This is a genomic window from Streptomyces sp. NPDC036764, from assembly GCF_055609385.1.
The window spans coordinates 270729-287938 of record NZ_JBVJPT010000010.1 but is presented as its reverse complement, the minus strand read 5'-3'; the positions used below and the strand labels follow the sequence as shown (position 1 = coordinate 287938).

The window sequence follows — 17210 nt, the reverse complement described above, 5'->3', positions numbered from 1 at the left end:
TCAACATGGATCGACTCCGGTCACATAAGGGCGGGATCCGGCCACGAGTGGTGTCGGTCCCGCGGATATGGCACAGATGGAGTGAGGGCCGGAACCAGCACCTCCGGCGGCAGAGATCGGCGGGAAGGGCCCGACATGGAGGAGCTCGCGATCATCGAGGCGCCGTCCGTGCTGGGCCTGCGGCCGTCCGGGGTCCAGCGCCTGCCGGCGGCCCTGCTGGAGGCGGGACTGCTCGCCGGCCTGCCGGCGGTACGGGCCGGACGTATCGAGCCACCGCCCTACGACCCGACGCGCGACGCCGACACCGGAGTCCTCAACCCGCACGGCATCGCGGAGTTCTCCGTCCGGCTGGCGGACGCCGTCGGCGACGTCCTCGACGGCGGCCGTTTCCCGGTCGTCCTCGGCGGGGACTGCACCGTCCTGCTCGGCAACCTCCTCGCCCTGCACCGTCGCGGACGCCCCGGACTGCTGTTCCTCGACGGGCACACCGACTTCTACCAGCCTTCGGCGGAACCCAACGGCGAGGCGGCCTCGATGGAACTCGCCCTCGCCACGGGGCGCGGACCCGGCCCGCTCGCCGACCTGGAGGGGCGCGGGCCCCTGCTGCGCGACGAGGACGTGGTGGCCTTCGGCTTCCGCGACACGGACGAGTCCGCCGAGGCCGGTATGCAGCCGCTCCCGCCCAAGCTGCACGCCCTCGACCTGGACGGGGTGCGCGCGGCCGGCGTGGCCTCCGCGGCGCGCCGGGCCGTGGACCTGCTCACCGCGGGCGCGAGCACCGGGTTCTGGGTGCACCTCGACGTCGACGTTCTGGATGACGCGGTCATGCCCGCCGTCGACTACCGGCAGCCGGGCGGCCTGAGTTGGCAGGAACTGGAGAGCGTGCTGAGCACGGCACTGGCCGACCCCGGCGCCATGGGACTGGACGTCACGATCTTCAACCCCCGCCTCGACCCGGACGGCACGATCGCCGCCCGTCTCGCCGAATGCCTGCGCAGGGCACTGTCGGCGCGCGCCGACGCGGAGGACACGCGGCGCGGTCCGTGAACGGGGCGTACGAGAGCTGGACGACCCCTACGAATTTGCCGAACCGGCAACAAGGATCGCGACGCCTCTCCCGGCCGAAGCAGGATGGCCACCGCCAGACCCGCCGCTCACGCGCCGTCCGGGAGGAAACATGCCGCACCCCGCCCACGCGACGTCGACGGACGTCACGCACCGCCTCGTCCCCGCTCCCGCGGGCAGGATCCATCTCGCGGAACAGGGGACAGGACCGCTGGTCCTTCTCGTGCACGGCTTCCCGGAGTGCTGGTACTCCTGGCGCCGGCAACTGCCGGCGCTCGCGGCGGCCGGATACCGCGCGGTCGCCGTCGACGTACGCGGCTACGGCCGGTCCTCCAGGCCCGAGGCCGCGGACTCGTACCGGCTGCTGGAACTGGTCGAGGACAACGTCGCCGTCGTGGACGCCCTCGGCGAGCGCTCCGCGGCCATCGTCGGGCATGACTGGGGCGCGACCATCGCCGCCACCTCCGCGCTGCTGCGCCCCGACGTGTTCCACGCGGTCGGCCTGCTGAGCGTGCCCTACACCCCGCCCGGCGGCCCGAAGCCGAGCGAGGTCTTCGCGGGGATGGGCGGCGGCCCGGAGGAGTTCTACGTCTCCTACTTCCAGGAGCCCGGCCGCGCCGAGGCCGAGATCGAGCCCGACGTCCGCGGCTGGCTGGCCGGTTTCTACGCCGCCCTGTCCGCCGACACCATGCCGGGGCCCGGCGCCCCCGACCCGCACTTCGTCACGTCGGGCGGCACACTGCGCGACCGGTTCCCCGCCGGCCGTCTCCCGGACTGGCTCGACGAGTCGGACCTGGACGTCTACGCCGGGGAGTTCGAACGCACCGGCCTGACCGGGGCGCTGAACCGCTACCGGAACATGGACCGGGACTGGGCGGATCTCGCCGACCACACCGGCGCCCCCATCACCCAGCCCTCACTGTTCCTGGGCGGTGCGCTGGACCCCTCGACCACCTGGCTCGCCGACGCGATCGCGGCCTACCCGACCACCCTGCCCGGCCTGAGCTCCTCGCACGTCCTCGACGGCTGCGGCCACTGGATCCAGCAGGAACGCCCGCAGGAGACCAACCGACTCCTGACCGAATGGCTCGACTCCCTGCAGGGGATCGCCTAGCCGCCGAACGCTCACGTCCCCGCCGCCACCGGCCGCCGCACCAGATAGGCGGCGGCCGACGTGACCAGGACCGTCATGCAGGCGATGAACACCAGACCCGCGCCCTCCAGACCCATCGGGCCGGTCAGCACTCCCACGCCGATGACCGGCAGGGAGATGCCGCCGTACGCCACGACGAACAGCGTCGAGATGACGGCCGCGCGCCGGTCCGCCGGGGAGGCCTCGGCCACCGCCGACAGAGCCGCCCGGAACGCCAGCCCCTGACCGACCCCGCCGACGACCGCGCTCGCCACCACCAGCGCCAGTAGGTCCCACCACAGCGCTCCCGCGAGCAACGCCAGCCCGACGAGCAGCAGCGCGCAGCCCAGCGGCAACGACCGGCTCACGCCCACCCGGCCCACGGCCAGTTGCCCGGCGGTCGAGGCGAAGAAGGCCATCGCCACGACGAGCCCGCTCACGGCGTGGTTGCGCTCGTCGAGGGACTCCGCGAGGAAGGCGGGACTGACCGATGTGAACACACCGAACAGCGCGAACCCCACGAACGAGGCGGTCGCCGCCGGGCCGAACACCGGCCGCACCTGCGGCGGCAGACTCGGCTTCTGCGGCCGTACGGTACCGACCGAGCGCCGCTCCCGGACGGTCTCCGCCAGACGCAGCACGACCGCCGCCGAGCAGGCCACCAGGGCGAGGTGCACGGCGAACGGCAGATACAGCGGCCAGGGAGCGTACTGCGCCAGCACGCCGGCCAGCAGCGGACCGCAGCCCAGCCCGCCCATGTTGGCGGCCGTCGCGACCAGCGTGGCGCGGGCGGCGCCGTCGCGAGGGGCCAGTTCCATGACGTACGCCGTGGCGGCCCCGGTGAGCAGACCGGCCGACAGGCCCGACAGCAGCCGCCCCACGTACAGCCAGCCCAGCGCGGTGGCCGACAGGAAGCAGACGGCACTCACGGCCGCGCAGCCCAGGGCCGCGAGGATCACCGGACGCCGGCCCACCACGTCCGAGGCGTTGCCCGCGAGCAGCAGTACGGCGATGACCGCGAAGGCGTACACCGCGTACACGATGGTCACCGTCAGCTCGGAGAACCCGAACTTGTCCTGGTAGTGGCCGTAGAGGGGAGTCGGCAGCGTGGTCCCGGCCATGCCCACCGCGAACACCGCCCCGCCCAGCAGACACGCCCGCCACGCCCGTCGTGCACCGAGGTCCGTTGCCCGGGTGCCGTCCTGGACCGGCATCGTCAGACGTCGTACTCGTCGGGCAGCCGCATGCCGGGCCCGCCGACCTGCAGACCCAACGGCTGCGCACGGCCCCTCGGCTCCTCCCATGCCTCCTGACGGCCGAGCGCGGTGAGATCGAGGTACGGGTAGCAGTTGTGGAACTCCTCGATGCCACGGCCGAACGTGGAATAGGTGTGGAAGACCTCGTCCCCGACGCGCAGGAACGCGCTGATCCCCGGATAGTCGCCGCGCATCCCGGCCGACCACGGCTGCCCCGCCTCGGCCAGTTCGGCCTCGGTGCGATGGAACACCTGGACCGGTGCGACCCGTTCGTCGACGGTGGCGTGGAAGTCGTAGTTGAAGTCGCTGCCCGCCGAGGAGTACCAGGGGAACGACCACCCCATCCGCTCCCGGTACGCCGCGAGCTTCGCGTACGGCGCCCGGGTCACCGCCGCCAGGGCGGTGTTGCGGACGTTCAGTTGCCGCAGCCCGGCCGGGATCTGGTCGGCCGCCGAGGAGCAGCTAGAGCAGCCCGTGTCACGGGGGTGCTCGGTGCCGTCGGCGTCGATGTCGTACGTCCACATGAAGTGATGCATGACGAGCTGGGGTCGCCCCTCGAACAGGTCGAGCAGACCGACCCGCCCGTTCGGCCCCTCGAAGACGTACGGCTTGTCGACGCGGACCATCGGCAGGCGCCGCCGCTCGGCGTTGACCCGGTCGCGTGCGCGCGTGAGCTCCTTCTCCTGGGCCAACAGCTCCTTGCGGGCGGCGAGCCACTCCTCGCGTGACACCACGTCGGGCAGGTTCGCCATCGAGGTCATACGGAGTCTCCCCACAGCTCTGGTCGTGCCGGCGGGCGGTGCGGGCACCGTTCCAGCTTGCGCCCGCCCCATCGGCGCCGCACGTGTTCGCCCCGCCTCTCAGGAGGGCTCGGCGGGGGAGTCCGCGTCGAGTGCGGCGGCGCGCAGGGCGGCCGCCACCCGGGTGACCGGCTCGGTCGGCGGCTGGGGCAGGCGGGCCAGGACGAGGCGCCGCTGCTCCTGGGGGCCGCCGCGGACAGGGAGGACGCGGACACCGGGCGGCGCCGCGGAGGCGAGGACGGCGGGCACGGTCGTCAGCCCGCAGCCGGCGGCCACGAGATGGAGCTTGGCCAGCCAGTCACGGGCCGTGTGGGCGATCTCCGGCCGCTCGTCCAGGCCCGGCCACACCCCCATCGAACCGTCTTCACCGGAGGCGGAACCGGCGATCCAGCGCTGCCCGCGCAGGTCGGCCACATCGACGAAGTCACCGCGCGCGAGCGGGTGCGCGGCGGGCACCGCCAGCCGCAGGGGACGTTCGCTGAGCGTCCGCAGCACGAGCGGGGGTGACTCCGTGTCCGGGGCCCGGAACGGCGGCGCCGACCCGAGCAGCGCCAGATCGAGGGTGGCGGACCGCAGCGCGCGCACCAGCGCCGGAGTGCCGCCCTCGCGGCCGACGACCTCCAGACCGGGGTGCGTGCGGCGCAGGGCTGCCAGCGCCCTGGGCACCAGCACGGCGCCGGCACTGGGGAACCAGCCCAGTCGCACGGTCCCGGCCTGATCGGGCAGCCCCGACAGCTCCCGCGCGGTCGACTCGATCTCGTCGAGCACGACCGTCGCCCGGCGCATGACGACCCGGCCGGCCGCCGTGAGCCGCACCCCGTCGCGTCGCCGCTCCAGCAACTCCGCGCCCGCGACCCGCTCGATCGCGGCGATCTGCCGGGACACCGCCGACTGGGTGTACCCCAGTGTCCCGGCGGCCGCCGTGAAAGTCCCCTGCTCGGCCACCGCCCGGAACACACGCAGCGCGGTCAGCGACACATCGGTGAAGTCCATGACGTTCACGCATACCACACGTGCTCAACTCTCGTTGGACTCATGGACGCGGCGTTCCTAGCGTGGCAGGCATGAACGCTTCCCGCATCGCCCTCGTCACCGGCGCCAACCAGGGACTCGGCCGCGCCCTCGTCGAAGGACTCGCGGCCCGCATGCACCAGGACGACCTGGTACTGCTCACCGGTCGCAGCCCGCAGCGCGTGACCGAAGCCGTCCACGAGGTCACCCGGCTGCCCGGCACGCGCGCCCGCGTCGAGGGCCGGGTCCTGGACGTCACCGACACCGACGCCATCGCCCGCCTCGCCGAGGACCTCCGGGCCCGCCACGGCGGAGTCGACGTCGTCGTCTCCAACGCGGTCGCCCGCCTGCTGCCCGAGGAGTCGCAGGCGGAACGCGCCGACGAGTTCATCGACGTCTCCAACACCGCCACGCACGCCGTCCTGCGCTCCTTCGGCCCGGTACTGCGCCCGGGCGGCCGGCTGCTCGTCGTGGCCAGCACTCTGGGCACCCTCGGTCACCTCGACCAGCGGCTGCACCATCTGTTCGACGGCGCGAGCCTCGGCCAGGTCGAGTACGCCGTCGAGTCCTGGCGCAGCGCCGTCCACCAACGCACGGCCACCGAGGCGGGCTGGCCGATCTGGCTGAACGTGCCCTCGAAGGTCGCCCAGGTCGCCGCCGTCCGCGCGGTCGCCGCCGAGCGCCGCGACCACGACCTGGCCACCGACACCCTGATCGCCGCCGTCTGCCCCGGCATGGTCGACACCGCGACCTCACGCCCCTGGTTCAGCGACTACAGCCACGCGCGGTCCCCGTCCGACGCCGCGCGCCCGGTGCTCGACCTGATCTTCGCCGAGCATGTCGACCCGTCCCTGTACGGCGAGTTGGTCCGCTTCGGCAAGGCCCTGGACTGGCACGACGGCACACCCCCGGTGGAGCAGGACCGGTTGCTCACGCCCTGAAACGAACATCGGCAACGCCCTTGGTGCCGCACATGAGGGTGCCGGCCGGTGCGTACCGTCCGGCTCCCTCAGGAAGGCGCTATGGGGTGGATCACCGTGCGAGGTCGACCAACTCGTCCAGCCGCGTCAGCTTCCGCGGGTTGGCCGTCGCGTAGATGCGGGTGATCCGGCCGTCCTCCACCACCACGCTCACCGCGGCCAACTGACCGTCGGTCTCGACCCGGGCCGCCGGCGCTCCGTTGAGCCATACGGCCGTCGTCTCGAACGCGGCCCGGTCGGCGCGCGTGAGCAGCGTCGCCACGACCTCGGCACCGTGGACCGGGGCCAGAGCGGCGGCCGCCAGCCCACCGCCGTCGGTGACGAGGACGACGTCCGGCGCCATGACCTCCATCAGGTCCTGGAGCCGCCCGTTGCGCAGCGCCGCCAGGAACCTCTCCACCACGGCCTGCTGCTCCGAGCGGCTCACCCGCATCCGGGGCCGCCGAGCCGCCACGTGCTCGCGGGCCCGCCGGGCGATCTGCCGGACCGTGGGCGCGGACTTGCCGACGGCCTCGGCGATCTCGCCGTACGGCAGGTCGAAGACCTCGCGGAGCACGAACACCGCCCGCTCCACGGGAGCCAGGGTCTCCAGCACCGTCAGCATCGCGATCGACACACTCTCCGCGAGTTCGACGTCCTCGGCGACATCGGGGCTCGTCAGCAGTGGTTCCGGCAGCCACTCGCCGACGTAGTCCTCGCGCATGCGCGCCAGCGAACGCAGGCGGTTGAGCGCCTGCCGGGTGACGGCCCGGACGAGATAGGCACGCGGGTCACGCACCTGTGCGTGGTCGACCTCGGCCCACCGCAGCCAGGACTCCTGAAGGACGTCCTCCGCGTCGGCGGCCGAGCCGAGCATCTCGTAGGCGACCGTGAACAGCAGTCTGCGGTGGACGACGAAGGGATCGTCACTCATGACGCGGACGTGGCAGGGGCCGCGAGCGGGATCTCGCAGGCGTCGGAGAATCCCTGCGACCGGACCCCGTTCGCCACGTTGGCCCTGGTCGCCAGGTTGACGTAGGCGATGTACGTGGTGAGTTCGACCATCGCCGCGGCTCCCAGCCGCTCCAGCAGACCCGCGTACAGCTCGTCCGTGACGGTCGGCGGCGTGTTCGTCATGGCCTCGGCGTACTCCAGCACGTCCCGCTCCAGCGGCGAGAACACCGCCGAGTCCCGCCAGCGTGGCACCTGGCTCGCCTTGGCCAGGTCCAGGTTCTGGTTCTGCGCCTGGAAGTAGCCGACGTCGAGGCACCAACTGCACCCGACCTGTGTCGCGACGGCCATGTGCGCGAACGACTTCAGACCCGCGTCCGCCGCCTCCCACGCGCCCACCCTGCCGCCGAACTCCAGGCTGTCCCGGCCGACTTCGGGGCTGTGCCACACCACCTCGACGTTCTCGGGCACGGCCCCGAACAGTTTGATCATGTTCTCCCTGAGTTCGAGAGGAAGCTCTGCCTTCGGGAGGCGAAGCGCCATGGTGTCCTCCTTGTGGTCCGTCGGTTCGCCATGAAGACACCGGCGGGACCGCGAACGTGACAGGCGCTCCGCCCACGCCGTTCGGTGGGCCGCGGACGGTCTCAGAACGTCCGCTTCAGCAGGTCCAGAAGTGCCGCCCAGTGCCGCTCGTCCGCCTCATGGTTGTAGGCGGAGGTGTCGGACTGCGTGTATCCGTGCCCGGCGCCCGGGTAGACCTCGCAGCGGTGCCGTACACCGGCCTGCGTGAGCGTGTTCTCCAGGCGCTCGATCTGCTCGACGGGCAGGGACGGGTCCTGGTCGGCGTGCCCGAAGTACAGCTCGGCGGTGATGTGTTCGGCCACCAGGTGCGGACTGTCGGGCGCCTCGGTCGCCAGCCGTCCGCCGTGGAAGCCCGCCGCCGCGGCCACCCGGTCCGGATAGGTGCCGGCGGTGAGCAGGGACAGCCGCGCGCCCATGCAGTAGCCGGTCAGCGCGACCGGGCCGTCGGCCGCCACCGGGCAGTCGGCCAGCCAGCGCAGATAGGCGCCGGCGTCCCGCATCGCCGCCTCGGGCGTGAGCTGCTGCATGACCGGCATGATGCTCTGGAAGATCTCCGGCCGCGCCTCCGGATCGATGAACTCGGGCAGGTCGAAGAGCGGAGCGCGCCCGGCCCGGTAGAACACGTTGGGCACCAGCACCGTGTACCCGGCCTCGGCGAGCCGGTCCGCCATCTCCTCCAGCCTCGGCCGCAGACCGAAGGCGTCCATGTAGAGCAGGACGGCGGGTCGGGGCTCGCCGTCGGCGGGGTGGGCCAGATAGGCGTCGGCGATGCCGTCCTCGGTGGGGATGTCGACGGCGGTTCCCTGTACGGAGGTCATGGGGGTTGCCTCTCTGCGCAGTTCACGGCGAACGGGTCGCCGACCCGGTGGAGCCGGGCCGCGCACATGGTTTCATGCACCATCCAACGGCCCGCGGCACCCCCTCCCGCTTGGGGACGGCTTTACTCGAACCGGGAGGTGTCACCCGCTCCCTCGCGCACGATCTCGGCCTCGCCGCCGGAGAAGTCGATCACCGTCGTCGGCTCGGTGCCGCAGTCACCGGAGTCGACGACCGCGTCCAGCACATGGTCGAGCCGGTCCTTGATCTCCCAGCCCTGCGTCATCGGCTCGTCCTCGTCCGGCAGCAGCAGAGTGCTGGACAGCAGCGGCTCCCCGAGCTCGCTGAGCAGCGCCTGCGTCACGACGTGGTCGGGGATGCGCACACCCACCGTCTTCTTCTTCGGATGCTGGAGCATGCGCGGCACCTCCCTCGTCGCGGGCAGGATGAAGGTGTAGCTGCCGGGCGTAGACGCCTTGATGGCGCGGAACACGTCGTTGTCGATCCGCACGAACTGGCCGAGCTGCGCGAAGTCCTGGCAGACGAGGGTGAAGTGGTGCCGGTCGTCCAGTCGGCGAATGGCACGGATCCGGTCGATGCCGTCACGGCTGCCCAGTCGGCAGCCCAGCGCATAGCAGGAGTCCGTCGGATACGCGATGAGCGCACCTGATCGGATGTTGTCCGCGACCTGGGCGATGGTGCGCGGCTGGGGGTTGTCGGGGTGCACGTCGAAGTACTTCGCCATTCACCGAGCCTATGCCCTGCGCGCCCCCGCAGCCGCGCAGGCCGCGGCAGTCACGTCCACGGCATGCGGCCGTTGCGGCGGGGAATTCGCTGTAATGCGGAATTCGGCAACGTCCGGCCGTTCGGGTCGACGTCCGGCCACTCCGTACCCGCGGATGCGTGAGGTAACGTCCCCGACCGGTCCGTGGTGGATGAAGTGCAGGGCGAGGTGAGGGCCGAGTGGCTGGCAGAGAGGACGGGAACCGTCGGGCGGGGACGGGGAGCGCCGACGGATCGGCGTGGGCCGAGGAGTTGCTGGAGCATCTGCGGCCCAACGGGCGGGACGTCCGGCGGGTCGTCGCCTGGCTCGCCGACACCGTGCAGGGTGCCGCCTCGCTCCAGGACGACACCGGCAGGCTTCTCGCCGGGACCATGCCGTCGCTGGACGACGACCTCGTCGCGGCCGTCGCCGCCGGCCGGATCGCCTCCGCCGCCTGGGAGGGGCAGGGCCGTCATCTGCGACTGGTCAGAGTGACGTACCCGAACCCCCCGGCGGCGGGCGTTCTCGCCGTGTCGCGCGAGACCCCCTTCGACCGGCGCACCTCCGACATCGTCACGCACACCGTCCAGGTCATCGAACTCCTGCTCAAGGCGGACGAGACGGCCGCCGCCCGCCTCCGGCTCGAACGGGCCACGTCCGATCTGCGGCTGGCGATCCTGCAACTGCTGATGGTGGAGGACACCGTCTCGGCGCGCCGTGTCGCCGCGGGACTCTGGCCCGGCCTGCTCGACACCGACACCGCCTGCGTCCACGTCGTCGAGGGCACCGTCGAGGAGCGCGACCTGGTCGCCGAGGAGTGCATCGACGTGACGGGCGAGCGCGCCCTCGTCGTGCTCTGCCCGGCGGTGGACGAGCATGTGATCGTCGTGACGCCGGGGGAGTCGGAGGCCCGGGAGCTCCGGTCGCTGATCGGCGGGCGACCGCGCACCTTCATCGGGGGCAGCGCCCGGCAGAGCCTGGCCCGCACCGCCACCGCGTACGGGCAGGCCGTCAGCGCGCTCGCCGTCGCCCACTTCCGCCCGGACAAGGCGGCGGTCTACGCCGAACGCACCCACCCCGAGCGTCTCATCGACCCGGTGGCCCTGCGCGAGTGGACCGACCGGCTGCTGCGCCCGCTCGACACGCTGCCCCACCACACCCGCGCCGAACTGCTCGCCACCACTCGGCTGGGCCTTGAGTTCACCGCCGTGAACGCGGCCAAGGTCCTCGGCGTCAGCCGCAACACCGTCCGCGCCCGCATGGAACGCGTGGAAGCCCTGCTGCGCACGGACTTCGGCAACCTCACGTCCCGGGCCGTCGTCCATCTCGCGCTCAACATCCAGGTGAGCCTGGCGGACACACCGGTCGACGCCGGCGGCTCGGACAAGGCCCCCGTCGCGCTGTGGGACCTGCTGTCGGGCCCCGCCATGCGCACCTGGGCGCAGGATCTCCTCGCCCACCTCGACCAGGACACCCGGGACCTGCGCCGCACCCTGCGGACCTGGATCGCCGAGGGCGCGAACGCCGAACGGACGGCGCAGACCCTCGGCGTCCACGCCCAGACCGTCCGTGAGCACGTCCGCAGTGCGGAACCCGTCCTCGAACGCCAGCTCCTGGCCGGCGGCAGCGACCTGTACGAGGTCGTCCTGGCCCATCTCGCGCTGGACGACTCGGATCAGCCCGCCCGCCACGGGGCGAAAACGGGCCTTCCGGACTCACTTGTGCACGGGTGAGTGCCGCGGGGCCCGCAGTGGGCACCGACGCGATACCCAATGCCTCCGTCGCAGAAGTAAGTTCGACTCTCCGCGGGGACACGACCGGAACGGGGGACCGGTCGCGTCCCCGCGCCCGAACCGGTCATCCGTGCAGGGGAACGGTCATCCGCGCAGCAGCACCGGGATCTCCTGCCAGCCGAACGCGATGAACGAGGGCACCTGACGCAGTTCCTCCTCGCGCACGGCCAACTGCAGGTCGGGGAAACGGTCGAAGAGGGCGGGCAGCGCCGTCAGGGCCTCGACGCGGGCCAGCGGCGCCCCGATGCACCGGTGCACACCGATCCCGAACGCCAGATGGTCATCGGCCCCGCGTGAGGCGTCGAAGGAGTCCGCGTCCGGGCCGTAGTGCGCGGGATCCACCCCCGCGGCGGCGTACGTCGTGATGATGGCGTCCCCGGCCGCGATGGTCACGTCCCCGACCTCGATGTCGCTGACGGCGAACCGCAGCGGCAGCGACGCGATCGACGGGTGGACCCGCAGCGTCTCGTCGATCACCGCGTCCCAGCCGATCTCTCCGGACCGTACGCCGGCGAGCTGCTCGGGATGGGCCAGCAGGGCGACGACCGCGTTGCCGATGAGATTGACCGTCGTCTCGAACCCGGCGCCGATCACCAGCAGCAGCGTGTACAACAGCTCCTCGTCGCTGAGCCGGTCGCCGTCCTCGTCGCGCACCCGGATCAGCTCGGTCGTCAGATCGTCCCCGGGGTGCTCGCGGCGGTGGGCGATGAGCGCGGGCAGTACCGTGCCGATCTGCTCCTGCACGAACGCGGCGTGCTCCGGACTCGGGTCGGAGGTGTCCATGATCGCCGCGATCAGGGTCCCGGTCGCGTCCTGCAACTCCTCGGGGACACCGAACAGTTCGCAGATCATCCGCATCGGCAGGGGATGGGCGAACCCGGCCTTGAGATCGACCTCCGCGTCCCCCTTGTCGAGGGTGTCGAGCAGCTCCGCGGTGATCGCCTCCACGCGCGGACGCATCACCTCAGTGCGCCGCTGAGTGAAGCTCGGCGCCACCAGCCTGCGCAGCCGCGTGTGGTCGGTGCCGTACGTCGAGAGCATGTTGACCACGCCGACCCAGCCAAGGATCCAGCCCCAGGAGGGGCGCTCGCCGATCTCCGGCCACAGCCGCCAGTGCCGCCGCGGATCCTTGCTGACCCGGGGATCGAGGATGAGTTCCTTCAGCGTGTCGTAGCCCGTGGGCGCCCATGCGGGGATGCCGCCCGGCAGGTCCACGGGCACGATCGGGCCCAGGGCGCGCAACCGGGCGCTCTCGCCTGGGATGTCGGCGCCGAACGGGTCGAGGGCGAAGCGGTCGGTGCGGTCGGACACGGTCACGAGGGGACTCCTGGCTGGTCGGGGGAGCGGGGGCTGAACCGGACGGGCAGCGAGGTCAGCGAGCGATGGAACGGGCCGGGCCGCCAGGTCAGGCGCTCCCGGGGCAGCACCGGCTCCAGATCGGGCAGCCACTGGGTGAGCCGCTCGATCGCCTCGGTGGCGATGAGGAGCGTGTGCTGCCGCACCGGGCACGCGTGCGGGCCCGCGGACCACGACAGGTGCGACGCGTCCCGGGGATGGCGGCCACTGGTGACCTCCCGCTCGGCGAAGTGCGCGAGCGCCCCGTAGGAGACGACGACAGGTACCGCGGCCCTGATCCAGGTGCCGTGGAAGGACACCGGGCCGCGCGCGTAGTGGATGCCGTAGTTGGCCAGCGGGGTCTCGTGGTGCAGCACCTCCACCACCGCGTCCGTCACCGGGCGGGCCCCGCTGGTCAGGGTGGAGTAGTACTGCGGATTGCCGAGGATGCGGGACAGCGCGTTCGACACCAGGTTGGCCGTCGGCTCGTGCCCGGCGCCCAGGGTGAGGAACACCTGCCAGGTGACCTCCTCCGGGGTGAGCCCGGCGGGGTGGTCAAGGAGCCGGCTCGGCAGGTCGTCACCCCGCTCCTCGGACTTGGCCGCGATCAGCTCCAGTACGTAACCGCCGAACTCCGCCTCGCCCTCGGCCGCTTCGGCGCCGCCCTCCATCATCTTGCCCAGCGCGGCGTTGAGCCGGTCGCTGTGGCTGTCGGGCAGCCCGAAGAGGCTGTTGAACACCAGCGCCATCAACGGCCGGGCGAACTCGGTCACCAGGTCGGCCTCGCCCTTCGGCCCGAACCGGCCGGCCAGCACCCGCACCGCCCGGTGCACCCGGGCCCGCAGATCGTGCGGCTCGATCCGGTCGAACGTGTCGATCAGCGAGGTGCGGTAGCGGACATGGGCCGCCCCGTCGGCGAACAGGGTGTTGGGCCGCCAGCGCATCATGCCGAGGACCGGCGAGTCGTCGGCGACCGTGGCCTCCCACGGCCGCGGGTCGTGCGAGAACGTCTCCGTGTCGCGCAGCAGATCCAGCGCCGCCCGCCGGTCGGTGACGACGTACGCCGGGACGCCCGGCGCCAACTCGGCCCAGCCGACCGGGCCCTGGGTGCGCAGGGCGTCGTAGTAGGGATACGGATCCAGCGCGAAGCCGTCCTCCCACAGCCGCACGGGTGCCGAGCGGGAGAAGGTCTGCCGGTCGGGGGAGTGGGTGGTCATCCGGGTCACCGGTCCTCAGGAGCGTGACGGTCGATCAGGTGCTGGACCAGTGCGAGCAGCGCGTCGACGGACGAGTCGGCGTCGCGCGCGTCGCACGTCACCATCGGTGTGCCCGCGGCCAGGTCCAGGGCGGCGCGCAACTGTTCCTCGGTGTGGTGCCGGGGCGCGTCCGGGAAGGCGTTGAAGGCGACCGCGTACGGCAGCCCCGACTCCTCCACCAGCCCCAGCACGTCGAAGGACGCGTCGATGCGGCGGCTGTCGACCAGGACGAGCGCCCCCAGCGCGCCGTAGGCGATGTCGTCCCACAGCGCCCGGAACCGCTCCTGGCCGGGCGTGCCGAACAGATACAGCACGACCCCGCCCGGCAGGCTGATCCGGCCGAAGTCGACGGCGACCGTGGTCGTCGCCTTGTCCCGCACCCCGGCCAGGTCGTCCAGCGGCGCGGACGCCTCGCTGATCGGCTCCTCGGTGTGCAGCGGCCGGATCTCGGAGACGGAACCGATCAGGGTCGTCTTGCCCACGCCGAACGGGCCGGCGACGAGGATCTTGACCAGGTCGCGGGCGGTGTCGGGCAGGTGGATGTCCCCCGAGTCACGGGGGTCATCGCCGGTGCGGCTAGGTGTGCTTGAGGGCGCGAAGGCCATCGGCCACTCTCTTCAGCAGGTCGGGGTCGAAGCGCTCGGCGGGCGGGATCGGGGCGCGTGACGACGCCAGCTCCCGGTCGATGAGCTCGCCCGCGAGAACGCGTACGGCGGACACGGGCAGCCGCAGCAGCGCCGCCGCCTCAACCACCGTGAGCGAACCGTCGTCCAGGGCGTCCAGCAGGGCGAGTTGCGCTGCGGGCAGACCGGCGGGCGCGGCCGTACGGGTGCTGGTGAGCACCGACAGCCGCTCCAGATGGGGGCGGCTGGGCCGGGCCACGCCGCCGGTCGACAGATACGCGGGAACCAGGGGGCGGCCGCCACGGCGGCCGGTCATGCCGACGCGCCGCCGTCGGCACCTCGGGGCGCGGCGGCCATCGCCTTCTCACCCAGTCGCGCCACCTGCGAGTGCACCCGGTGGGCGAGCATGTCCAGGCGCACCTCTCCGTCCCCGTACGCGGCGACACAGGAGCCGTGGTCCGTCGGCACGATCAGCACATAGCCGTGGTCGGACTCGATCACGACCTGCCGTACCTCGGCGCGCTCCCGGTCGGCGAACGCGGCGGCCGCCGTACGGCACGCGCCCTGCACCGTGCTGGTGATCGCGGCCACCCGATCGGCCGACGGCCGGCTGAGCGCGTCGGTGTACCCGGTCACCAGGCCGTCCCGCGTGAGCAGCACGGCGGCCACCACGTGCGGCACCTCCAGGATCGGTTCGAGCACCCAGGCCGTGTCTCCCGCGTCGCGGCTGGTCATCGAGCCGTTCCCCCTTCGTGGTCGTGTTCGTGGTCGTGGTTGGACTGGTCGGTGTGGTGCGCGACGGCTTCGTCACGCCGGGGGTCCGCTCGCGCGGTCTCCGGTACGGCGGTGGAGGCGTCGTCACCGGTGGGCTCACCGGCCGCCTTCCGCGCCGCGGCGGTGCCGGCCTGAAGCGCACCCAGCGCGGCGGCGGCCTGCTCGGGGCGGCGCTCGGCGGGTCTCGGGGCCGGCGCGTCATCGGACGCCGGGGTCATGCGTGTCCGGCGGCGCCGGCGCTGCGGGAGACCGCCGGTGTCCCGTGGACCGTGATGCCCGGAGACGGTGTCGGTGGCGTGGTCGTGCTCGGTCCCGTATCCGTGTGTGGTGCCGGATGCGTCGGCGGACGGTTGGGCGGCCGTGCCCGTGCCCGTGGCTGTGGACGGTTCGGTGGGGAAGGCGGTGGCCGGCTCGGGTCGGGAGGCACGGGTCGCCTCGGCGGGGGAGGCGGCTGACGCCTGTGCCCCTGGCCGCGCGTCACGGGAAGGCTTGTGCTCCGGCTCTCGAGACGCCTCGTCTCGGGACTTGCCGGTCCCGCTCGCCTCGCCATGGGACTTGCCGGTCCCGCTCGCCTCGCCCCGGACCTCGCCGGTCCCGCTCGCCGCGCCTCGGGACTTGCCGGTCCCGGTCACCGCGTCCCGGTCCTCGCCGGTCCCGGTCGCCTCGTCCCGGGTCGTCGGGCGCGTGGAGCGCGGGGCGCTGGCCGCGGGCGGGTGTTCGCCGGGGTCGATATCGCTGAGCAGATGGCTGTCGACCCGCAGTACGGCCCGCACCCCGCCGTACGGCGACGGCGAGGAGAGGTCGACACTCAGGTCGAACTGCCGCGTGAGCTGCCCGATCGCGGCGAGCCCCATGCGCGGTGGATCGCCCAGCTCGGTGAGGAGGATCGGCTCGGAGCCCGCCACCAGCCGCTGCGCGCGGGCGCGTTCGTCCTGGGTCATGCCGAGGCCCGCGTCGTCCACCGTGACGCAGACCCCGTGATGGACGTGCTCCAGGTTGACCACGATGTCGGTGTCCGGCGCGGAGTGCCGCAGGGCGTTGTCGAGGAGCTCGGCGACGATGATCGCGACCGGCTCCACCGCGTGCGACACGAGTCCGGTGCCCGCGGCGAGGTGGTTGTGGATCCGGATCCGGTGGTAGCCCGCGAGCCGGGCCTGGCCGCCGGTCACCGCGTCCACCAGATGCGACTCCTCGCGGGCGAGCCCGACCCAGGCCCCGCACACCACGGCCGCGACCTGCGCCCGCCGCAGCGACTGCTCGTTCTCGTGGTCGAGTTGGAACAGGGTCTGGGTCAACTCCGGGTCGTCGTACTTCTGCTGAAGCCCGCGAAGCGCGTCCTGGAGCCGGTACAGGGCCGCCTGGATCTCGCGGGTCGCCCCGCGCATTCCGGCCTGGGCCGCGGCGTCGATCCGCGTGCGCTGCGCGAGCAGTTCCACCCGCAGCCCGTTCAGTACGTGCTCCAGCGCCGGGCCCAGTGGTGACCCCGCGGTCTGCGGATGCAGCGGGCCCGGCACGGGGACGTGGAGATGGGTGACCTGTTGGGCGGCGGCCGGGACACGCCGGGCCGCCAGGTGCTCGACCTCGGCCGTGAACGCCGCGACCACGCCGTCGAGCTGGCGGCGCAGCGCGTCGATCTCGGCACGCTGACGCGCCTGTTGTCGCTGTGCGCGCAGCAGCCCGCCGCCCAAGGCGAGTGCGGACAGCATGCCGACGGCGAGACCGCCGGTCGCCAGGTCCGGTAGTTCGATCATCGAATGCGTTCCAGTGGTCGGTTCGGGGCAGTTGGGCAGGGCTGGTTCCGAGGGCCGCCGGGCGGGCCGCTCGCAGCACAGTACACACCGTCATCGACTGATCTCGCACGGTCGACGGATACTTCGCTTCGAAAGTGAAGGGACTCTGCTCACTTCTGCGCGGACTGTCTGAATTGCCGTACGACAGGCCCGAGTTGACGCCGATTCGCCTGCTCACGGGGGCTCGGGGCGGGCCGTGCGGGGACCCCCGCTGCGTCAACACGCTTTGGACACGTAGGGTTTACATGTGTTCGGCCTGTCGAACTCGGTGAGTTGCTATGGTGCTACTCACCGGTAGCAAGCC

17 protein-coding genes are annotated in these 17210 nt (G+C 72.4%); 4 read left to right on the top strand and 13 right to left on the bottom strand.

Annotated features, from left to right (window positions below; genetic code table 11):
• Window positions 1-135 precede the first annotated feature (135 nt).
• Both ACZ69Q_RS31240 and ACZ69Q_RS31235 read left to right on the top strand, forming a co-directional pair.
• On the top strand, window positions 136-1047 hold the full coding sequence (locus ACZ69Q_RS31240) for an arginase family protein (RefSeq protein WP_471048131.1): 912 nt from the start codon (window positions 136-138) through the stop codon (window positions 1045-1047).
• A 130-nt stretch (window positions 1048-1177) separates the two neighbouring features.
• On the top strand, window positions 1178-2179 hold the full coding sequence (locus ACZ69Q_RS31235; RefSeq protein ID WP_471048129.1) for an alpha/beta fold hydrolase: 1002 nt from the start codon (window positions 1178-1180) through the stop codon (window positions 2177-2179).
• Between the two features lie 11 nt (window positions 2180-2190).
• On the opposite strand, the gene ACZ69Q_RS31230 is transcribed toward ACZ69Q_RS31235, so the two are convergent.
• The 3 genes from ACZ69Q_RS31230 to ACZ69Q_RS31220 all read right to left on the bottom strand — a co-directional run bounded on the left by ACZ69Q_RS31230 (window position 2191) and on the right by ACZ69Q_RS31220 (window position 5246).
• Complete coding sequence (locus tag ACZ69Q_RS31230) at window positions 2191-3411, bottom strand: MFS transporter (RefSeq protein ID WP_471048127.1); 1221 nt, start codon at window positions 3409-3411, stop codon at window positions 2191-2193.
• Window positions 3412-3413: 2 nt separating this feature from the next.
• Window positions 3414-4214, bottom strand: a complete 801-nt coding sequence (locus tag ACZ69Q_RS31225; protein ID WP_471048124.1) for a DUF899 domain-containing protein — start codon at window positions 4212-4214, stop codon at window positions 3414-3416.
• A 99-nt stretch (window positions 4215-4313) separates the two neighbouring features.
• The gene (locus ACZ69Q_RS31220; RefSeq protein WP_471048121.1) at window positions 4314-5246 is read right to left on the bottom strand and encodes a LysR family transcriptional regulator; all 933 of its coding nucleotides are present in this window, start codon (window positions 5244-5246) and stop codon (window positions 4314-4316) included.
• 71 nt (window positions 5247-5317) lie between these two features.
• On the opposite strand from ACZ69Q_RS31220, the gene ACZ69Q_RS31215 reads away from it, so the two are divergent.
• Window positions 5318-6205, top strand: coding sequence for an SDR family NAD(P)-dependent oxidoreductase (locus tag ACZ69Q_RS31215; RefSeq protein ID WP_471048118.1), 888 nt, complete (start codon window positions 5318-5320; stop codon window positions 6203-6205).
• Between the two features lie 91 nt (window positions 6206-6296).
• Here the strand turns inward: ACZ69Q_RS31215 and ACZ69Q_RS31210 are convergent, their stop codons facing one another.
• From ACZ69Q_RS31210 to ACZ69Q_RS31195, 4 genes are all read right to left on the bottom strand, one after another.
• Window positions 6297-7157, bottom strand: a complete 861-nt coding sequence (locus ACZ69Q_RS31210; RefSeq protein ID WP_471048116.1) for an RNA polymerase sigma-70 factor — start codon at window positions 7155-7157, stop codon at window positions 6297-6299.
• Entirely contained in the window at window positions 7154-7717 is a 564-nt protein-coding gene (locus ACZ69Q_RS31205; protein ID WP_471048113.1) for a carboxymuconolactone decarboxylase family protein, read from the bottom strand. The genes ACZ69Q_RS31210 and ACZ69Q_RS31205 overlap by 4 nt, the downstream gene beginning before the upstream one ends.
• Before the next feature lie 101 nt (window positions 7718-7818).
• Window positions 7819-8574, bottom strand: coding sequence for a dienelactone hydrolase family protein (locus ACZ69Q_RS31200; protein ID WP_471048111.1), 756 nt, complete (start codon window positions 8572-8574; stop codon window positions 7819-7821).
• A gap of 122 nt (window positions 8575-8696) precedes the next feature.
• A complete protein-coding gene (locus ACZ69Q_RS31195) occupies window positions 8697-9317 on the bottom strand; it encodes an L-threonylcarbamoyladenylate synthase (RefSeq protein ID WP_471048108.1) in 621 nt (206 codons plus the stop codon).
• Between the two features lie 218 nt (window positions 9318-9535).
• Between ACZ69Q_RS31195 and ACZ69Q_RS31190 the strand changes: the two genes are divergently transcribed.
• Complete coding sequence (locus ACZ69Q_RS31190; RefSeq protein WP_471048105.1) at window positions 9536-11068, top strand: helix-turn-helix domain-containing protein; 1533 nt, start codon at window positions 9536-9538, stop codon at window positions 11066-11068.
• Between the two features lie 144 nt (window positions 11069-11212).
• On the opposite strand, the gene ACZ69Q_RS31185 is transcribed toward ACZ69Q_RS31190, so the two are convergent.
• The 6 genes from ACZ69Q_RS31185 to ACZ69Q_RS31160 are packed head-to-tail and all read right to left on the bottom strand — an operon-like array spanning window position 11213 to window position 16867.
• Window positions 11213-12445 carry a cytochrome P450 family protein gene (locus ACZ69Q_RS31185; RefSeq protein ID WP_471048102.1) on the bottom strand — a complete coding sequence of 411 codons (1233 nt, stop codon included), beginning with the start codon at window positions 12443-12445 and terminating at the stop codon, window positions 11213-11215.
• On the bottom strand, window positions 12442-13680 hold the full coding sequence (locus ACZ69Q_RS31180; RefSeq protein ID WP_471048100.1) for a cytochrome P450 family protein: 1239 nt from the start codon (window positions 13678-13680) through the stop codon (window positions 12442-12444). The genes ACZ69Q_RS31185 and ACZ69Q_RS31180 overlap by 4 nt, the downstream gene beginning before the upstream one ends.
• Before the next feature lie 5 nt (window positions 13681-13685).
• On the bottom strand, window positions 13686-14324 hold the full coding sequence (locus ACZ69Q_RS31175) for a GTP-binding protein (RefSeq protein ID WP_471048097.1): 639 nt from the start codon (window positions 14322-14324) through the stop codon (window positions 13686-13688).
• Window positions 14296-14658, bottom strand: a complete 363-nt coding sequence (locus ACZ69Q_RS31170; protein ID WP_393506226.1) for a DUF742 domain-containing protein — start codon at window positions 14656-14658, stop codon at window positions 14296-14298. Before ACZ69Q_RS31170 ends, ACZ69Q_RS31175 begins: the two co-directional genes overlap by 29 nt.
• Window positions 14655-15077, bottom strand: a complete 423-nt coding sequence (locus ACZ69Q_RS31165) for a roadblock/LC7 domain-containing protein (protein WP_471048093.1) — start codon at window positions 15075-15077, stop codon at window positions 14655-14657. The genes ACZ69Q_RS31170 and ACZ69Q_RS31165 overlap by 4 nt, the downstream gene beginning before the upstream one ends.
• Window positions 15074-16867, bottom strand: coding sequence for an ATP-binding protein (locus tag ACZ69Q_RS31160; RefSeq protein ID WP_471048090.1), 1794 nt, complete (start codon window positions 16865-16867; stop codon window positions 15074-15076). The genes ACZ69Q_RS31165 and ACZ69Q_RS31160 overlap by 4 nt, the downstream gene beginning before the upstream one ends.
• Window positions 16868-17210: the final 343 nt, after the last annotated feature.

What these genes read in the sequence shown, in the direction of transcription:
- ACZ69Q_RS31175 (WP_471048097.1), bottom strand. Translation starts at nt 14,324, where the DNA reads ATGGCCTTCGCGCCCTCAAGCACACCTAGCCGCACCGGCGATGACCCC.
- ACZ69Q_RS31225 (WP_471048124.1), bottom strand. Translation starts at nt 4,214, where the DNA reads ATGACCTCGATGGCGAACCTGCCCGACGTGGTGTCACGCGAGGAGTGG.
- ACZ69Q_RS31195 (WP_471048108.1), bottom strand. Translation starts at nt 9,317, where the DNA reads ATGGCGAAGTACTTCGACGTGCACCCCGACAACCCCCAGCCGCGCACC.
- ACZ69Q_RS31215 (WP_471048118.1), top strand. Translation starts at nt 5,318, where the DNA reads ATGAACGCTTCCCGCATCGCCCTCGTCACCGGCGCCAACCAGGGACTC.
- ACZ69Q_RS31160 (WP_471048090.1), bottom strand. Translation starts at nt 16,867, where the DNA reads ATGATCGAACTACCGGACCTGGCGACCGGCGGTCTCGCCGTCGGCATG.
- ACZ69Q_RS31210 (WP_471048116.1), bottom strand. Translation starts at nt 7,157, where the DNA reads ATGAGTGACGATCCCTTCGTCGTCCACCGCAGACTGCTGTTCACGGTC.
- ACZ69Q_RS31170 (WP_393506226.1), bottom strand. Translation starts at nt 14,658, where the DNA reads ATGACCGGCCGCCGTGGCGGCCGCCCCCTGGTTCCCGCGTATCTGTCG.
- ACZ69Q_RS31165 (WP_471048093.1), bottom strand. Translation starts at nt 15,077, where the DNA reads ATGACCAGCCGCGACGCGGGAGACACGGCCTGGGTGCTCGAACCGATC.
- ACZ69Q_RS31240 (WP_471048131.1), top strand. Translation starts at nt 136, where the DNA reads ATGGAGGAGCTCGCGATCATCGAGGCGCCGTCCGTGCTGGGCCTGCGG.
- ACZ69Q_RS31230 (WP_471048127.1), bottom strand. Translation starts at nt 3,411, where the DNA reads ATGCCGGTCCAGGACGGCACCCGGGCAACGGACCTCGGTGCACGACGG.
- ACZ69Q_RS31180 (WP_471048100.1), bottom strand. Translation starts at nt 13,680, where the DNA reads ATGACCACCCACTCCCCCGACCGGCAGACCTTCTCCCGCTCGGCACCC.
- ACZ69Q_RS31205 (WP_471048113.1), bottom strand. Translation starts at nt 7,717, where the DNA reads ATGGCGCTTCGCCTCCCGAAGGCAGAGCTTCCTCTCGAACTCAGGGAG.
- ACZ69Q_RS31220 (WP_471048121.1), bottom strand. Translation starts at nt 5,246, where the DNA reads ATGGACTTCACCGATGTGTCGCTGACCGCGCTGCGTGTGTTCCGGGCG.
- ACZ69Q_RS31200 (WP_471048111.1), bottom strand. Translation starts at nt 8,574, where the DNA reads ATGACCTCCGTACAGGGAACCGCCGTCGACATCCCCACCGAGGACGGC.
- ACZ69Q_RS31235 (WP_471048129.1), top strand. Translation starts at nt 1,178, where the DNA reads ATGCCGCACCCCGCCCACGCGACGTCGACGGACGTCACGCACCGCCTC.